The following is a 13876-nucleotide window of genomic DNA, read 5'->3' as shown; positions in this document are numbered from 1 at the left end:
AGTCATACTATAGACTGGTTTGGCAGGAGACCACACGGATGGGGCACATGGAGGGGCTACTTGACAACGCACGGCTCGATCTATTGCTCGCCGAACACGGGCGCGCGGTCGTCGTCGTGCTCGTCGCCGTCGGCGTGCTCACACTTGTTGCAACCGGCTGGGCGGTCGCCACCCCGGAGACGGAGACGACGCCGCGGATGGCGGAGGAATCGGTCACGACCGAGGTCCAGACGAGCGTGACGGTCGTCGACGGCGGGACGCTGTGGGAACCGGACGAACGACTGGAGGATAGTTCGGTCTACATGCTGAACGCGTCGCCGGAACTCGTCGTCGAACCGGAGACGCGGCTGGTCAACGAAACCGCCGGAACACCGGTCACAGACGGCAACGTAACGCACGAACTCACGCTTCGTTTCGAAGCCGCCCGCGACGGGGAGCCGTTCTGGAACGAAACCACCGAAGAACTCAACGCGACGCCGACGGTCGAAGACGGCGTCGCGACGTCACGGACGACCGTCGACGTCGAGTCCTATCTCGAGCGCCAGCGGCAACTCGAGTCCGAACTCGGGCGCGTCGGATCGGTTTCGCTCGAACTGCAACTTCGCGTCGCGTACGACACCGCCCGTCACGACGGCACACAGCGGGCGACGACGACGGTCCAGCTAACCGACGACGCCTACTGGCTCGAGGAGTCGCTGTCGGCGTCCGAAACCAACCCCCATCGGATCGGTACCGAACGGACGACTCAGTCACGAAACCCGCTGTTTATCGCCGCCCTCTCGCTGCTGGGGACGCTGTCGCTTGCCGGCGCTGGGGCCGTCGTTCGCCGTTCCCCTGACGACGTCGAAGCCGCCCGCCGGGCGGTTCACGAACAGCGGTATGCCGAGTGGATCTCGACGGGATCGATTCCGATGTGGATCGGCGACCACCACGTCTCGCTGGATTCCCTCGAAGACGTCGTCGACGTCGCGATCGACGCGAACGAGCGCGTCGTTCACGACCGCCAGCGAGGCCTGTTCGCGGTCGTCAGCGGGAGCGTCGTCTACTACTACAGCCACCGCGGTCGCTGGGAGGAAACCGCCTGGCCGGAACTGGACCTCGAGGAGCGATCGGCCGTGGTAGACGCCGATCCGGGGCCGACTTCCGACGCCGATGACGAGTCCCCGCCCGACGACCTGCCGGAACTGGACGGCAGCGAGGAGTTTACGTCCGTCGACGAACCCGACGCGTTCGACGACGACGAGGACGTGTGGAATCAGCTGTAGCCGGGGTCCGTCCTTCGTCCGTCCCGTCGACGTCTGTCATTGCGTCAGTTGCGTCAGTCCGACCGATCAGCGATGTGGATCGAATCGTCCAGCCCGTGTGACTACCGGAATACGTGCTCCGTCACTGACCACCCAGTCAGGTTCGGATATCCGCACTATCGGGCCACCAATACCGAATTTTACTGGTTCATCACTTCGTAATATTTCCCACAACCCACGCCGTAAGGCTCAACTTTTATACTGCTGGGGGTTTTCGATTCGTAATATGGCAGAGACCGACGGGGAGGAAATCGAAGACTTGCCACCGAGCGCGAAACTCGTCTTCAAGGTCCTCGAGTACGACGGGCCACTGACCCAAAAGCAGATCGTCGAGGAGTCGATGCTATCGGCACGGACGGTGCGCTATGCCCTCGAGCGTCTCGAGGAGATCGGCATCGTCGACGAGGACATCTACTTTGCCGACGCCAGACAGAGTCTCTACCGGCTCGAGGAACCCGTTGCCGCCGACGGGAACGGCGTCGAGGAGTCCCCGAAAAAGGACGCCTGCTGCGCGGAGTAACGCCCCGATCGGAAGAACGGCAGCATTATTTTCCCGGCCGAACCGGACTCAGACATGGACAAGGAGACGGTACCCCGATGGGCGTGGCTGCTGGTGGGGCTCTTTGGGATGGCGATCGTCGCCAATCTGCTCAACGTCGCCGTCCTCGAACCGGCCGGCCTTCCGGCGGAGTACCAGGTGGTGACGGTCATCACCGCGATGTCGCCCGTGTTGATCTACGTCGGCGTCTGGTACGACGAGGACCGCCAACACTACTGGGACCGCTCCCGGGCACACATCGCCGGTGATCTGCTGTTCGTGATCGTGGGCGCAGCGCTTGGCTCGTCGATCGCGCTCGTCGCGATCGTCGATCTCGGCCTCTGGCGGTTCGTGCAGGACCTCGCGGCGATGGCCGCCGGGTTCATGCTGTCGTGGGGCCTGTTCTGGTGGCGCAATCCGGACCTGTACCGGGACATATCGGGGCGGTGACGCCGACCGTCAACGATCCGCGAGTATCGCCGCGCGAGACTCGGCTCTCGCGAGCGCCTCGTTTTCGGCTCGGGTTGCCCGGATCGCTCGCCTCCGCTCGCGCAAAAAATCTCCACCAAAAAAGCCGCTCGCTCACCCCGTTCGCTCGCGGGACGGTTACGACGGGACGACGGTGATCGGTGCTTTCCGGTCGATCGCCCGCTCGAGTTCTTCGGCGATCGCACTGCCGCGTGACACCTGGATTTCACACACGGACCTTTTTCCGCTCGGGTCGCCGCCGGCGACCGCTCGCGGAAAAAATCTCCACCAAAAAAGCCGCTCGCTCACCCCGTTCGCTCGCGGGACGGTTACGACGGGACGACGGTGATCGGTGCTTTCCGGTCGATCGCCCGCTCGAGTTCTTCGGCGATCGCACTGCCGCGTGACACCTGGATCTCGCCGCCACGGCTCACCGTCGCAGTAAAGAGGTAGTCGCTGTCGGCCTGCACCTCCACGGTCTCGCCGTGGTTGCCGTCGACGGGAATGACGATGTGCCGTGAGGTGATTTCGGGCTGGACCATCTGGCCGGCCGTACTGCCACCGCCGCCGTCAGCGCCGGTTTCGCCGCCGGCTCCGCCCGTCCCGTAGTGGGGGTTCTCGTCGTGGGTTCTGACGTCGATGTCGATTCCCAGCCGGTTCTCGATGTCGGTGATGCGACCGCCGCCCTTGCCGATCACGCTCGAGATATCGTCCTCCTCGACGTAGACGACCGCCCGATCCTGACCCTTGAGCTGGACGTCGACGTACCCCCGCGCGACCGAACGGATCTCTCGTTCGATCTCCTGTTTGGCGATGCGGTCGACGCCGGACTCGCTTCCGGGACCGCCCTCCTCGTCTTTGAGCGGGACGGTGACGACCTGGCGGTTGAAGGTGTAGATCTCGTACTCGGGTTCGCCCGTCTCGAAGTTCGTGACCTGGATGACGGGGCGAGCGAGGTCCTCCTCGGTGAGTCCGGCGGGGACTTTGACCTCGGTCCGTACGTCGTACACCGTCTCGACTTCGCCGGCCTCGATGTAGACGACGGTGTCGACGACCTGCGGGATCATCCCGAGTTCGACCCGGCCGACGAGGCGCTGTAAGGCGTCGATCGGTCGGGTCGCGTGGACGACGCCGATCATCCCGACGCCGGCCAGCCGCATGTCCGCGAACACCTCGAAGTCGTCGGTCTTGCGGACCTCGTCGTAGATGGTGTAGTCGGGCCGGACCATCAACAGGGCGTCCGCGGTTTTGGCCATCTCGCCGCCCAGTTCGGTGTACTGGGTGATCTCCGGGCCGACCTGCAGGTCGCGGGGTTTCTCCATCGTCTTGACCGCGTAATCGTGCTCGGAGATGAACCGCGCGACCGCCTGTGCGAACGTCGATTTCCCCGCCCCCGGCGCACCGGAGATCAGAACGCCACGCTGGCGCTCGAGCAGTCGATCCTTCAACTCCGCGGCGTTCTCGTAGTCCTCGATATTCGTCTGTGCGATCGGCCGGACGGCCGTTATTTCGATGCCGTCCGAGAACGGCGGCCGGCCGATCGCGATCCGGTAGTCCCGGAACTGAACGATCTTCATCCCGGGTTCCGAGAGTTCGATGAAGCCCCCGGGAGCCTCCTTGGCCCCGTCGACGATCTCGCGGGCGTACTCGTCCATCGTCTCCTCGTCTAACGGCTCGTCGGCGATCTTCTCGTAGCGCATCTCGCCGAGTTCGCCCCGCTTTGCCATCGGCACCGTATCCGTCTTGAGGTGGACGCTCATCGTCGCCTCGTCGAAGTAGTTCTCGACGGTCAGCGTCCCGACCTCGCGGACTTCGGGCGAGACGTGCTCGACGTCCAGCCCCTTTGCTTTCGCCACCTCGGCCTGAACGATATCGCTCGTGAGGAAGGTCGCGTCGAGTTCCTCCGCGAGATCGCGGATCAGCGCGTCGATCTCGCCCTCGGAGGCGTGGCCCCGCTCGATCGCGCTCGGGCGTTCGCCGACGTACTCGAGGTCGATGACTCCCTCGTCGGCGAGGTCGGCCAGCCGCTGGAGTTCTTCGAGACCGTCCCAGCCGGTCTCGATCCCGTCGTTTGCCTGCGCCTCGAGTTCCGCGACGACGGCTTCCGGCACCGAGATCGTCGCTCCCTCGAACTGCCCGTCCTCGATCGTCGCCGAAACGCGGCCGTCGATGACCACGCTCGTATCCGGCACGACGTGCATAGTTGCACTGGTTCACGTACGCCTATAAGGGTGTTCACCGCTGCCTGTGCCCGCGGTTATCGCCGTCGATCCGCCTCTCGGTGGGATTGCTCTCCGATCTTATTCGAGGAGAAAACCCTCGTAACTTAACAGCACTGCCGAACACGTTTCGTGCATGCAACCGGAGCAGACGTTCGGTCGCGGACAGCTCAACGAGTTTCTCGACGTCGACGATCTCGTCGACCGCATCGGTCTCGACGAGAGCGAGATCGCCTGGCGAAAGGAGTTCGTCGGCTTCGACGAGGCCGACGAACGGCGGTTGGCCGACCTCGAGCCGATGTTGCGGGACAACCGAACCGAGATCGCCGACGACTTCTACGAGAACGTGTTGCAGTACGATCGCACCGCGACGATCGTCAACCGATCGCCGAAAGGAATCGACGCGCTCAAGCGCACCCAGCAGGCGTATCTCGTCTCGCTTGCGACCGGCACCTACGATCGGTCTTACTTCGAGAACCGGGCGCGGATCGGGAAGCTCCACGAACTGCTCGATATGCCGCTGAAACAGTACGTCGGCCAGTACGGCGTCTACTACGATCTCATCCTCTCGCGGTTGAGCGAGCGCGTCCAGCAACAGGTCGTCGACGCCATCGCGGAGTGGATCGAGGACCGCGAGGCAGATCGCGACGACGGGTTCGATCGGGTCGTCTCGGCGCTTGGACTCGGCGGCTCACAGGAGGCGGACGGGCTCGAAGAGTCGCTCGAGGAAACGGTCCGGGAAGCCATCGACGACGGGATGATGGACGTCCTCTCGCTGTTGCGGATCATCAACCTCGACATGCAGGTCGCGGTCGATACCTACGTCGACTCCTACGCACAGCGACTCGAGGACGCGATCGATCGCCGCGATCGCCTCGCCGCACAGGTGGAACGCGACCTCAAGGGACCGATCAGGGAACTCCACGAGGCGAGCAACGATATCGCAACGCGAGCACAGGCGATCAGCGAGCACACGGCCGCGCAGGCGTCGTCGATCGACCGTGTCGCGTCCGACGTCGCGGACGTCAGCGCCACCACCGAGGAGGTCGCCAGCGTCGCCGACGAGGTCCGCGAGGAGAGCGAACGAACCGAACGACTCGCCGCCGAAGGGGTCACGACCGCCGACGAGGCGCTCGACGAACTCGAGGCGATCGAGACGGCCGTCGACGACACGGCAACGGCCGTCTCGTCGCTTGCGGACCGTACCGACGAGATCGACGGCGTGCTCGAGCGACTCGACGACCTCGCCACGCGAACGACGATTCTCGCCAAAAACGCGGAGATAGAGGCCTCGCGCTCCTCGAATCGCAGCGACAGCGATGACGCGCTCGCGGTGCTTGCCGACGAGGTCGGTTCCTTCGCCGAGCAGACGCGGACGGACCTCCAGGCGATCAGGGAAGCCGTCGAAGCGATCGACGAGGAGGCCGCCGCGACGGTCGAGACGACCGACGAGACGGTCGAGCGGATCGATACCGGGGCCGACAGGGTCCGTGACACGGTCGCTTCGCTCGAGGCGATCCACGAGGCCGCCCAGTCGACCGCGACCGGGATGGACGACGTTGCGACGGCGACCGACCAGCAGGCCCACAGCATCGAGTCGATCGCGGACGGGGTCGAGGATCTCTCGGCGACGGCCGATCGCGTCGCCGACGCCGCGGAGTCCGTCGCCGCGGCCAGTCAGGAACAGACCGCGAGTCTGCGGTCGGTCGGCGAGACCGTCGGCCAGTTGACGGCCACACCCGAACCCGAGACACAGCCCGTGTACGAACGGATACGGTGACGGAACGGCCGGCGTCGGTGCACTCAACTCGCTTGCCGTCCAAGCCGCTTGCATGACGCTCGTCGAGCTGACGCGCGATCTCGTCGCGATCCCGAGCCACGAGGACGAGACGGCGGCCGGCGATCGGATCGAATCGTGGCTGCGCAGCGAAACCGACGCCGACGTCCGGCGGGACGACGCCGGAAACGTGATCGCACGGAAGGGAAGCGGCGACGAGACGCTCGCGCTGGTCGGCCACCACGACGTCGTCGCGCCCGCGGACTCCCAGATCACCGCCGACGGCGACGAGTTCGTCGTCGAGAAACGGGGCGACCGCCTCTACGGCCGCGGCGCGGCGGACATGAAAGGGGCGGTCGCGGCCGCCATGCTCGCGTTTCGCGATGCGGACCCGGCGGGCGAACTCGCCTTCGCGAGTTTCGCCGGCGAGGAAGTCGGCGGCGTCGGGGCCCGCCACGCCATCGAAAACGGGTGCGATCCCGACTACGCGATCGTCGGCGAGGGGTCGACGGGCTACTCCGGGCCGGGCGTTACCGACGTCGCCGTCGCCCACAAAGGCCGTCGCGGGAGTACGATCACCGCCGTCGGCGAGTCCGCCCACGCGAGCGAACACGAGGCCGGCGAGAACGCCATCTATCGCGCGACCGACGCCGTCGATCGGCTCCGGGCTCTCGAGCCGCCATCGGTCGAGATCGCCGGCGAGACGGTTACCGGCAGCGTCGTCGTCACCGAGATCGACGGCGGCACCGGCTGGAACGTCGTCCCCGACCGCTGTGACCTCACCGTCGACGAACGGACCGTCCCCGGCGACCGAGCCGCGCTCGAGGCCGTCGCGGAACTCGAGGGTCTCGAGTGGACCGTCGATCAGGACCTGCCGCCGATGCGCTGTGGCGATGACGCGTTCGCCACGGCGGTCCTCGAGTCGGCCACGGCAGCCCAGTCGGCCGATCCGGAACGCGTAACGAAACCCCACGCGACCGACGCCGGCTGGCTCGCCGCGGCGGGCACGGCGTGTGTCGTCTGTGGCCCGGCCGAACCCGGCGAGGCCCACACCGACGACGAGAGCGTCTCGATCACCGTACTCGAGCGGTGTCGCGAGACCTACCGCCGGGTCGCCGAGTCGTGGCCGCAGTGAGTCCCGCCGCCGATCAGGTCCCGGGGACACCGACCGCTTCGAAGCCCGTGAGTCCGAGCGCGGCGAGGGCATAGAGCACGATCAGCACGGTCACCCACGCGGTGAGGCCGATCATCGCGGCCGCGGTCCAGTCGCCGGGATACCGGAGGTTGATCACCGCGACGTACGCGAGCAGGGCAAGCACCGGTCCCAAAAGCGGAACCCAGCCGACGAAAAAGCCGACGGCCGCCCAGACGATCGCCCCGATCAACGCGGTGACGATTGCGTGATCGTAATCGCCCGCGCCGACGATCACCCGCGCGCCGACGTAGATCCCGAGTGCGCCGATGAGCAGGCTCACCACGAACACGACGGCCGAAGCGAGGACCATACGACGACACTCGCCAGCCCGGCGCAATAAGCCGCTGCTTGCACGTTCGGTACCGAGCGACGATCCTTCCGGAACCCCGATGTTGATACGCCAACCACTGGTACTGTCGATCCATGGCGACCGATCAGGCTCAGAACACGGGCGAGACGGACACCTACGAGCAGCTAGAAACCCGAATCGAGCGCATTTCGAACGTTTCGAACGCCGCCGGCATCCTTCGCTGGGATCAGGAGGTCGTGATGCCCGACGAGGGGACGCCCGCCCGGGCACAACAGCTTTCGACGCTGTCCTCGATCGGCCACGAACTCCTGACCGCCGACGAAACCGGCGAGTTGCTCGAGCAACTCGAGTCGGCCGATCTCGACGACGAACGGGCCGCGGTCGTCCGGGAAGTGCGACGCCGGTACGATCGCGAGACGAGCGTTCCGCAGGAACTGGTCGAGGAGATCTCAGAGACGACCGCGAACGCCCACCCGACGTGGAAACGGGCCAAGGAAAACGACGATTTCGAGGCGTTCGCCCCGACCCTCGAGAAACTGGTCGACCTCAAACGCGAGTACGCCGCCCACATCGACCCCGACGCCGATCCCTACGCCGTGCTCTTTGCCGAGTACGAACCGTACCTCGATCTCGAGACCGCGGAACGGGTGCTCGAGCGATTGCGCGACGAACTCGTGTCGCTGATCGACGCGATCGAGGACAGCGAGGCGGATCTCGCGACCGACGCCTTCGCGGGCGAGTTCGAGGACGACGATCAGGAGGCGCTGGCCCGCGACGTCCTCGATTCGCTCGGTTACGACTGGGACCGCGGCCGACTCGACACCGCACCCCACCCGTTCTCCTCGGGGACGCAGTTCGACGCCCGCGTGACGACCCGGTTCGAGGAGGACGACCTGCTCGGATCGATCACGTCGACGATCCACGAGTTCGGCCACGCTAACTACACGCTCGGCCTGCCCGACGAGGGCTACGGCACGCCGCTCGGCGAGGCCCGGGACCTCTCGGTCCACGAGTCCCAGTCCCGCCTCTGGGAGAACCACGTCGGCCGCTCGCGCCCGTTCTGGGAGCACTTCCTCCCGATCGCCCGCGAACGGTTCCCCGAACTCGACGACGTCTCGCCCGCGGAGGCCTACGAGGCCGCCAATCAGGTCTACGACGACAACCTCATCCGCGTCGAGGCGGACGAACTCACCTACCACCTCCACATCGTGATCCGCTTCGAGATCGAACGCGATCTCATCTCGGGCGACCTCGAGGTCTCGGAGGTCCCTCAGGTCTGGAACGACAAGTACGAGGAGTACCTCGGCGTCCGGCCCGAAACCGACGCTGAAGGGTGCCTGCAGGACATTCACTGGTCGCACGGCTCGTTCGGCTACTTCCCGACCTACTCGCTCGGGTCGGTGCTTGCCGCACAACTGTACGCGGCCGCCGAAGACGAGTTAGGCGATCTCGACGACGACATCCGTGAAGGCGAGTTCGACGACCTCAACGGCTGGCTCCGCGAGAACGTCCACCGACACGGGAAGCGGTTCACGACCCCGGAGCTGATCGAGCGCGCGACCGGCGAGTCCCTGACCGCCGACCACTTCCTCGAGTACGTCGAGTCGAAGTACGGCGACCTGTACGATCTCGACGACTACTGACGGTCGATCGCTCGACGTCTCGGGTGCTCCGTTCCGGGCAGCACTATCATCGACCCCCGGAGCGACGAGCACGACGCTGATCGGAACGCGAGGGGACAAAACGGGGCTGGAACTGCCGGGGCTAGACTCACCCGTAGTGGTTGCCTCGAGTGGAGTATGCGCGTCTCAATTCCCGGGGTTCCGGGCGTCTACTACGATACTGACGCGGGGACGACGGCGATCGCGACCGTCTTCTCCGCGGCGGGCCGCAAAGCACCGAAACCGAAGGGCTACGCGCTCCAGGCCCTGCCCTACCTCTGGTCGTTCGACGTCGACCTCAGGGAGGTCCCGACCGATCATCCGATCCAGTACCTCCACCCGGAAGGGGCACGAAGTCTCGGGTCGGTCTCGCCCGAGCGGGGCGTCCGGGATGCCGGCACCGAACTCGAGGCCGTCCTCCGGTTCGCCTGGGAAGTAAACCGGGAGGTCGAGTCGGCGACCAGCCGGATGCTTGGCCGATCGCCCGAAGACGAGGGAATCGTCATCGAGATTCAGGACGGCAGCGTCAGCGTCGGCGGGGACGAACTCGAGACCGACGAGTTCGACATCGACGACGCCGATCCCGAGGTCGACGATGCCAACCCCGACGGGTTCGACACCGGCGGCGAGTACTGAGCCGACGAGCGACCGTTTTTGTCCGCCCGACGCCTAGGCCGGGTATGCGTATCGTCACGACGCTCCCCTCGGCGACCGAAATCGTCGCCGCGCTCGGCCGCGAACCGGTCGGTGTCTCCCACGAGTGTGACTACCCGCCGACCGTCGAGTCGCTGCCCTCGATCACGCGCTCGCGGATCGATGCCGATGCCTCGAGCGGAGCGATCGACGAGCAGGTGCTCGAGGCCGCCGGGGACGGCGACGAGGGCGTCTACGACGTCGCCGTCGAGACCCTCGACGCCCTCGACCCGGACCTGATCGTCACCCAGGGAATGTGTGACGTCTGTGCGGTCGACGAGGTGATCGTGGCGGACGCCGTCGACGCGATCGACGCCGATCCCGACGTGCTGACGACCGATCCACACAGCGTTGCGGACGTGCTCGAGGACGTCGAACGGATCGGCCGAGCGATCGGCCGCGAGGAGCGTGCCCGCGACCTGCGGGCCGTGCTCGAGGCGCGGATCGACCGCGTTCGGGATCGAACAGCCGATCTCGACGACGAGCGGCCGCGGGTCGCGATCTTCGACTGGACCGACCCGGTCATGATCGCGGGCCACTGGACGGCAGAACTCGTCGCGTGGGCCGGCGGCGAGTACGGGCTTGCGGACGTCGGGGAGCGTTCGCGACCGCGGGAATGGAACGAGATCCGCGCCTACGACCCCGAAGTCGTAATCGTCGCCCCCTGTGGGTTCGGCCTCGAGCAGACCGCCGCCAACCGGGACGATCTCACGGAACGGGAGGGCTGGGCGGACCTGACGGCCGTCCGAGAGGGACGGGTCTGGGCGATGGACGGCCATCACTACCTCAACCGGCCCGGCCCGCGACTCGTCGAGACGCTCGAGACGCTCGCGCCGGTCGTTCGACCCGAGGCGTTCGATCGCTCGTTCGCACCGACGCCGCTGCCGGCAGGCGATGGCGGAGCCGAACGCCGCGGCGATCCGATGGCCGTTCCGTTCGACGCCCTCGTCGATCGGTTCGGGACCGACGCTCGGTCGAAACAGTGACGCCGGACGCCGACGACCCCGGAGCGTGCCACGGGGACCGGCCCGAACTCGTGGTCCCCACTGGAATTCGGACGGCCATCCTCGAGCGCGCTCGGGACGGCCGTCCCGCCGAAATCTGCGGGGTTCTGGGCGGCACCTTCGGTTTCCATCGAAGCCGCGTTCGGTCACAGTATCCCGCGGAAAACGCCGCCGAGACCCCGCGAACGCGCTACCGGATCGATCCCGAGGTGCAACTCGAACGCTTCGAGCGACTCGAGGATCGCGGCGAGGAGATCGTCGGTTTCTACCACTCCCACCCTCGCGGCCCGCCGCGGCCGAGCGAGACGGACATCGCGCAGGCGACCTGGCCCGATCGGTCGTTCCTGATCGTCTCGCTCGAGCCGTTCGCTGTGCGGTCGTGGCGCTGGCGGATCGCGGACGAGCGCGGGGGACGAGAGCGCGAGCACGGACGATTCGAACGCGAACGGATCGTCCTCGAGTGACCGGGCCGCCGTCAGCCGTCGCTCGCCTCCAGCTCGTCGGCCCGCTGGCGCGCCGTCGCCGCCCGCTCGCGGAACGCCTCGAGTTCCTCCTGAAGCTTCTTCCCGACGAGGTACTTGAAATCGTCCGGCATCAGCCCGCGCTGGACGTCGATCGTCACCATCGCGTCACAGCCCTCGACGATTTCGGGGGCCCACTTTCCCTGGGCCAGTTTCGACTCGTCCGTGACGATCGCCTCGCCGTCCTCGACGTCGATAAAGGCCGTCACGATGTTCCAGATGCGCGGATCGCTCGTAGTCGCCTCGTCGAACAACCCCTCGAGCCGGGACTCCTTGACCGGTTCGTCGCGCAGCTCGGTCACCAGATCCTCGAGCGCGTCGGCGATCTCCTCGTACTCGGCCGCCTCCTCGCGGAGTTCGGCCGGGTCGGGGTCCTCGTCCGGTTGCGTCCCGGTCATCGGCGTTCCCCCCGTTCGATCGCGTCGACGGTTGCGGTCTCGGTCATGTGCGCGACGGTACCCGCTTTGGAACCGTAAACGTACGCTTCTGGCGTGGCTTACTCGGTCGCCGACGCCTCGATCAGCAGTTTCGGAACCCAGCCGCGGTTCGGATCGCCCGTTTCGTCCATCCACTCGATCAGTCGATCCCGCATGTCCCGCCGGACGTCCGCGTAACCGGGATGGTCGATTAGGTTCTGCAACTCGGCAGGATCGGCCTCGAGATCGTACAGTTCGTCGACGTCCGGGCCGTTGTAGACGTACTTGTACCGCGTCGTCCGGACCATCCGCTGGCTGTAGAGCCCGAACTCGTCGCCGTGATACTGGGCGAACACGGAGTCGGGCCAGTCGACTCCGTCGGCGTCCCCGTCGCCGGCCTCGAGCAACGGCAGGAAGCTTCGGGCGTCGAACGACGCCGGCACGTCGACGTCGCCCATCTCGAGGACGGTCGCGGCGAGATCGTGGAGATGGACGGGTTCGTCGCGGGCCGAGCCGGGTTCGACGACGCCGGGCCAGCGTACCTGCAGCGGGATCCGATAGGTGTCGTCGTACATCAGCGGTCCCTTGTTGAACTGGCGGTGGTTCCCGACGAAATCGCCGTGATCCGAGGCGTGGACGACGGCGGTCGTTTCGGTCAGGCCGTGGGTATCGAGCGCGTCGAGGATCCGCTCGAGTTGGTCGTCGATCAGCGTCAGAAAGCCCCAGTACTTCGCGGTCGCCGCCGCCCAGCGGTCCCAGTCGAAGCTCGCGACGCCACGATAGGCGAGGTAGTTCTCGTGAACCTGCGGTTTCCCCGCGAATGTCTCGGCGTAGCTCTCGGGCGGGTCGATCGCCGCCGGGTCGTACATCGAGGCGTACGGTTCCGGAACGACGTAGGGGTGATGCGGACCGTAAAAATCCGCCCGGTGGAAGAACGGTTCGGTTCCGTCGTCGGCGTGTCGCTCGATCGCCTCGATGGTCCGTTCGGCGAGGAAGTACGCCCGCGTCTCCTCGACGTCGACCGGCGTTTTCGCGGCGACGAGCGTCCCCTCGTCGCTCTCGGGGTCGTCGCCGGTGGAGATCGTCTCCTCGAGTTCGACCCCATCGAGCGGTCGCCCCCGGTTTTCGCGATAGTCGCGGAACGCGTCGTCGATGTCGTCGTGGTGGGTGTCGCTGCCGCCGAGATACGAGAAGCCGAAGTCCTCGGGGGTCTGGTCGCGGCCGACGTGCCACTTGCCGGTGTAGCTCAGCGCGTATCCCGACTCGGCAAGCGCCTCCGAAAACGTCGGCAGCTCGGCCGGCAGGTTCGGCCGGATCGCGTCGGCCTCGTGGCTGTTGTTGAGCATGCCGTGTCCGTGGGGGAACCGGCCGGTCAACAGCGACGCGCGGGCGCTCGTACAGATACTGATCGGCGTGAACGCCTGCCTGAAGCGGGCTCCCTCGCTCGAGAGCCGGTCCATCGCCGCCGTCTCGACCGGCGGCCCGTCGGGCGCGCTGCAGTCGTAGCGCTCCTGGTCGGTCAACACTATCAGGACGTTCGGACGGGGATCGGCGTCGGCCATCGGGCGTCGTACACCGCCGCCGTAGTTAATAATAATAACCCGATCGGTAAACCCTGGGGTTCAATGGGGACCGGTTCGAGGGCTCGTGCATGCCGATGGCGTCCTGCGACGAGTGTGACTGGCAGTGTCGAGCGGACGGGGAATCGACGGTCGAACTCGGTCGAGCGATGATCGATCACTACGTCGAAACGGGTCACTCACCGATCGA

At 66.4% G+C, this 13876-nt stretch carries 13 protein-coding genes; 9 read left to right on the top strand and 4 right to left on the bottom strand.

What is annotated here, in order from left to right; all coding sequences use genetic code 11:
* The first annotated feature begins 47 nt into the window (after positions 1-47).
* The 3 genes from TX80_RS05565 (at position 48) to TX80_RS05555 (ending at position 2292) form a co-directional block, all read left to right on the top strand.
* Positions 48-1265 (top strand): DUF5305 domain-containing protein, encoded by a 1218-nt coding sequence (locus TX80_RS05565; protein WP_049922016.1) that lies wholly within the window; start codon positions 48-50, stop codon positions 1263-1265.
* Between the two features lie 265 nt (positions 1266-1530).
* On the top strand, positions 1531-1824 hold the full coding sequence (locus tag TX80_RS05560) for a MarR family transcriptional regulator (RefSeq protein WP_006180348.1): 294 nt from the start codon (positions 1531-1533) through the stop codon (positions 1822-1824).
* A gap of 54 nt (positions 1825-1878) precedes the next feature.
* Positions 1879-2292 carry a hypothetical protein gene (locus TX80_RS05555; protein WP_049922014.1) on the top strand — a complete coding sequence of 138 codons (414 nt, stop codon included), beginning with the start codon at positions 1879-1881 and terminating at the stop codon, positions 2290-2292.
* A gap of 347 nt (positions 2293-2639) precedes the next feature.
* Here TX80_RS05555 and TX80_RS05550 read toward each other — a convergent pair whose 3' ends face one another.
* Positions 2640-4511: a PINc/VapC family ATPase gene (locus tag TX80_RS05550; RefSeq protein ID WP_049922013.1), complete on the bottom strand. Its 1872-nt coding sequence runs from the start codon at positions 4509-4511 to the stop codon at positions 2640-2642.
* 154 nt (positions 4512-4665) lie between these two features.
* Between TX80_RS05550 and TX80_RS05545 the strand changes: the two genes are divergently transcribed.
* Positions 4666-6309 carry a globin-coupled sensor protein gene (locus TX80_RS05545; RefSeq protein ID WP_049922011.1) on the top strand — a complete coding sequence of 548 codons (1644 nt, stop codon included), beginning with the start codon at positions 4666-4668 and terminating at the stop codon, positions 6307-6309.
* 52 nt (positions 6310-6361) lie between these two features.
* A complete protein-coding gene (locus TX80_RS05540) occupies positions 6362-7441 on the top strand; it encodes a M20 family metallopeptidase (RefSeq protein ID WP_049922009.1) in 1080 nt (359 codons plus the stop codon).
* A 13-nt stretch (positions 7442-7454) separates the two neighbouring features.
* On the opposite strand, the gene TX80_RS05535 is transcribed toward TX80_RS05540, so the two are convergent.
* A complete protein-coding gene (locus tag TX80_RS05535) occupies positions 7455-7811 on the bottom strand; it encodes a hypothetical protein (RefSeq protein ID WP_049922007.1) in 357 nt (118 codons plus the stop codon).
* A gap of 113 nt (positions 7812-7924) precedes the next feature.
* Here TX80_RS05535 and TX80_RS05530 point away from each other — a divergent pair, with 113 nt between their 5' ends.
* The 4 genes from TX80_RS05530 to TX80_RS05515 all read left to right on the top strand — a co-directional run bounded on the left by TX80_RS05530 (position 7925) and on the right by TX80_RS05515 (position 11633).
* The gene (locus TX80_RS05530; protein ID WP_049922006.1) at positions 7925-9454 is read left to right on the top strand and encodes a carboxypeptidase M32; all 1530 of its coding nucleotides are present in this window, start codon (positions 7925-7927) and stop codon (positions 9452-9454) included.
* A 156-nt stretch (positions 9455-9610) separates the two neighbouring features.
* A complete protein-coding gene (locus TX80_RS05525) occupies positions 9611-10108 on the top strand; it encodes a hypothetical protein (RefSeq protein WP_049922005.1) in 498 nt (165 codons plus the stop codon).
* 44 nt (positions 10109-10152) lie between these two features.
* Positions 10153-11151: an ABC transporter substrate-binding protein gene (locus TX80_RS05520; protein ID WP_049922003.1), complete on the top strand. Its 999-nt coding sequence runs from the start codon at positions 10153-10155 to the stop codon at positions 11149-11151.
* The gene (locus TX80_RS05515; protein ID WP_049922002.1) at positions 11148-11633 is read left to right on the top strand and encodes a desampylase; all 486 of its coding nucleotides are present in this window, start codon (positions 11148-11150) and stop codon (positions 11631-11633) included. The genes TX80_RS05520 and TX80_RS05515 overlap by 4 nt, the downstream gene beginning before the upstream one ends.
* Before the next feature lie 11 nt (positions 11634-11644).
* On the opposite strand, the gene TX80_RS05510 is transcribed toward TX80_RS05515, so the two are convergent.
* Together TX80_RS05510 and TX80_RS05505 are read right to left on the bottom strand one after the other, a co-directional pair.
* On the bottom strand, positions 11645-12088 hold the full coding sequence (locus tag TX80_RS05510; protein WP_049922001.1) for a hypothetical protein: 444 nt from the start codon (positions 12086-12088) through the stop codon (positions 11645-11647).
* Between the two features lie 98 nt (positions 12089-12186).
* Complete coding sequence (locus tag TX80_RS05505; RefSeq protein ID WP_049921999.1) at positions 12187-13668, bottom strand: sulfatase-like hydrolase/transferase; 1482 nt, start codon at positions 13666-13668, stop codon at positions 12187-12189.
* Positions 13669-13876 lie beyond the last annotated feature (208 nt).

Source organism: Halopiger djelfimassiliensis, assembly GCF_000455365.1.
Taxonomy (GTDB): domain Archaea; phylum Halobacteriota; class Halobacteria; order Halobacteriales; family Natrialbaceae; genus Halopiger_B; species Halopiger_B djelfimassiliensis.
This window is presented reverse-complemented; position numbering and strand designations above follow the sequence as displayed.

What these genes read in the sequence shown, in the direction of transcription:
- TX80_RS05565 (WP_049922016.1), top strand. Translation starts at nt 48, where the DNA reads ATGGAGGGGCTACTTGACAACGCACGGCTCGATCTATTGCTCGCCGAA.
- TX80_RS05560 (WP_006180348.1), top strand. Translation starts at nt 1,531, where the DNA reads ATGGCAGAGACCGACGGGGAGGAAATCGAAGACTTGCCACCGAGCGCG.
- TX80_RS05555 (WP_049922014.1), top strand. Translation starts at nt 1,879, where the DNA reads ATGGACAAGGAGACGGTACCCCGATGGGCGTGGCTGCTGGTGGGGCTC.
- TX80_RS05550 (WP_049922013.1), bottom strand. Translation starts at nt 4,511, where the DNA reads ATGCACGTCGTGCCGGATACGAGCGTGGTCATCGACGGCCGCGTTTCG.
- TX80_RS05545 (WP_049922011.1), top strand. Translation starts at nt 4,666, where the DNA reads ATGCAACCGGAGCAGACGTTCGGTCGCGGACAGCTCAACGAGTTTCTC.
- TX80_RS05540 (WP_049922009.1), top strand. Translation starts at nt 6,362, where the DNA reads ATGACGCTCGTCGAGCTGACGCGCGATCTCGTCGCGATCCCGAGCCAC.
- TX80_RS05535 (WP_049922007.1), bottom strand. Translation starts at nt 7,811, where the DNA reads ATGGTCCTCGCTTCGGCCGTCGTGTTCGTGGTGAGCCTGCTCATCGGC.
- TX80_RS05530 (WP_049922006.1), top strand. Translation starts at nt 7,925, where the DNA reads ATGGCGACCGATCAGGCTCAGAACACGGGCGAGACGGACACCTACGAG.
- TX80_RS05525 (WP_049922005.1), top strand. Translation starts at nt 9,611, where the DNA reads ATGCGCGTCTCAATTCCCGGGGTTCCGGGCGTCTACTACGATACTGAC.
- TX80_RS05520 (WP_049922003.1), top strand. Translation starts at nt 10,153, where the DNA reads ATGCGTATCGTCACGACGCTCCCCTCGGCGACCGAAATCGTCGCCGCG.
- TX80_RS05510 (WP_049922001.1), bottom strand. Translation starts at nt 12,088, where the DNA reads ATGACCGGGACGCAACCGGACGAGGACCCCGACCCGGCCGAACTCCGC.
- TX80_RS05505 (WP_049921999.1), bottom strand. Translation starts at nt 13,668, where the DNA reads ATGGCCGACGCCGATCCCCGTCCGAACGTCCTGATAGTGTTGACCGAC.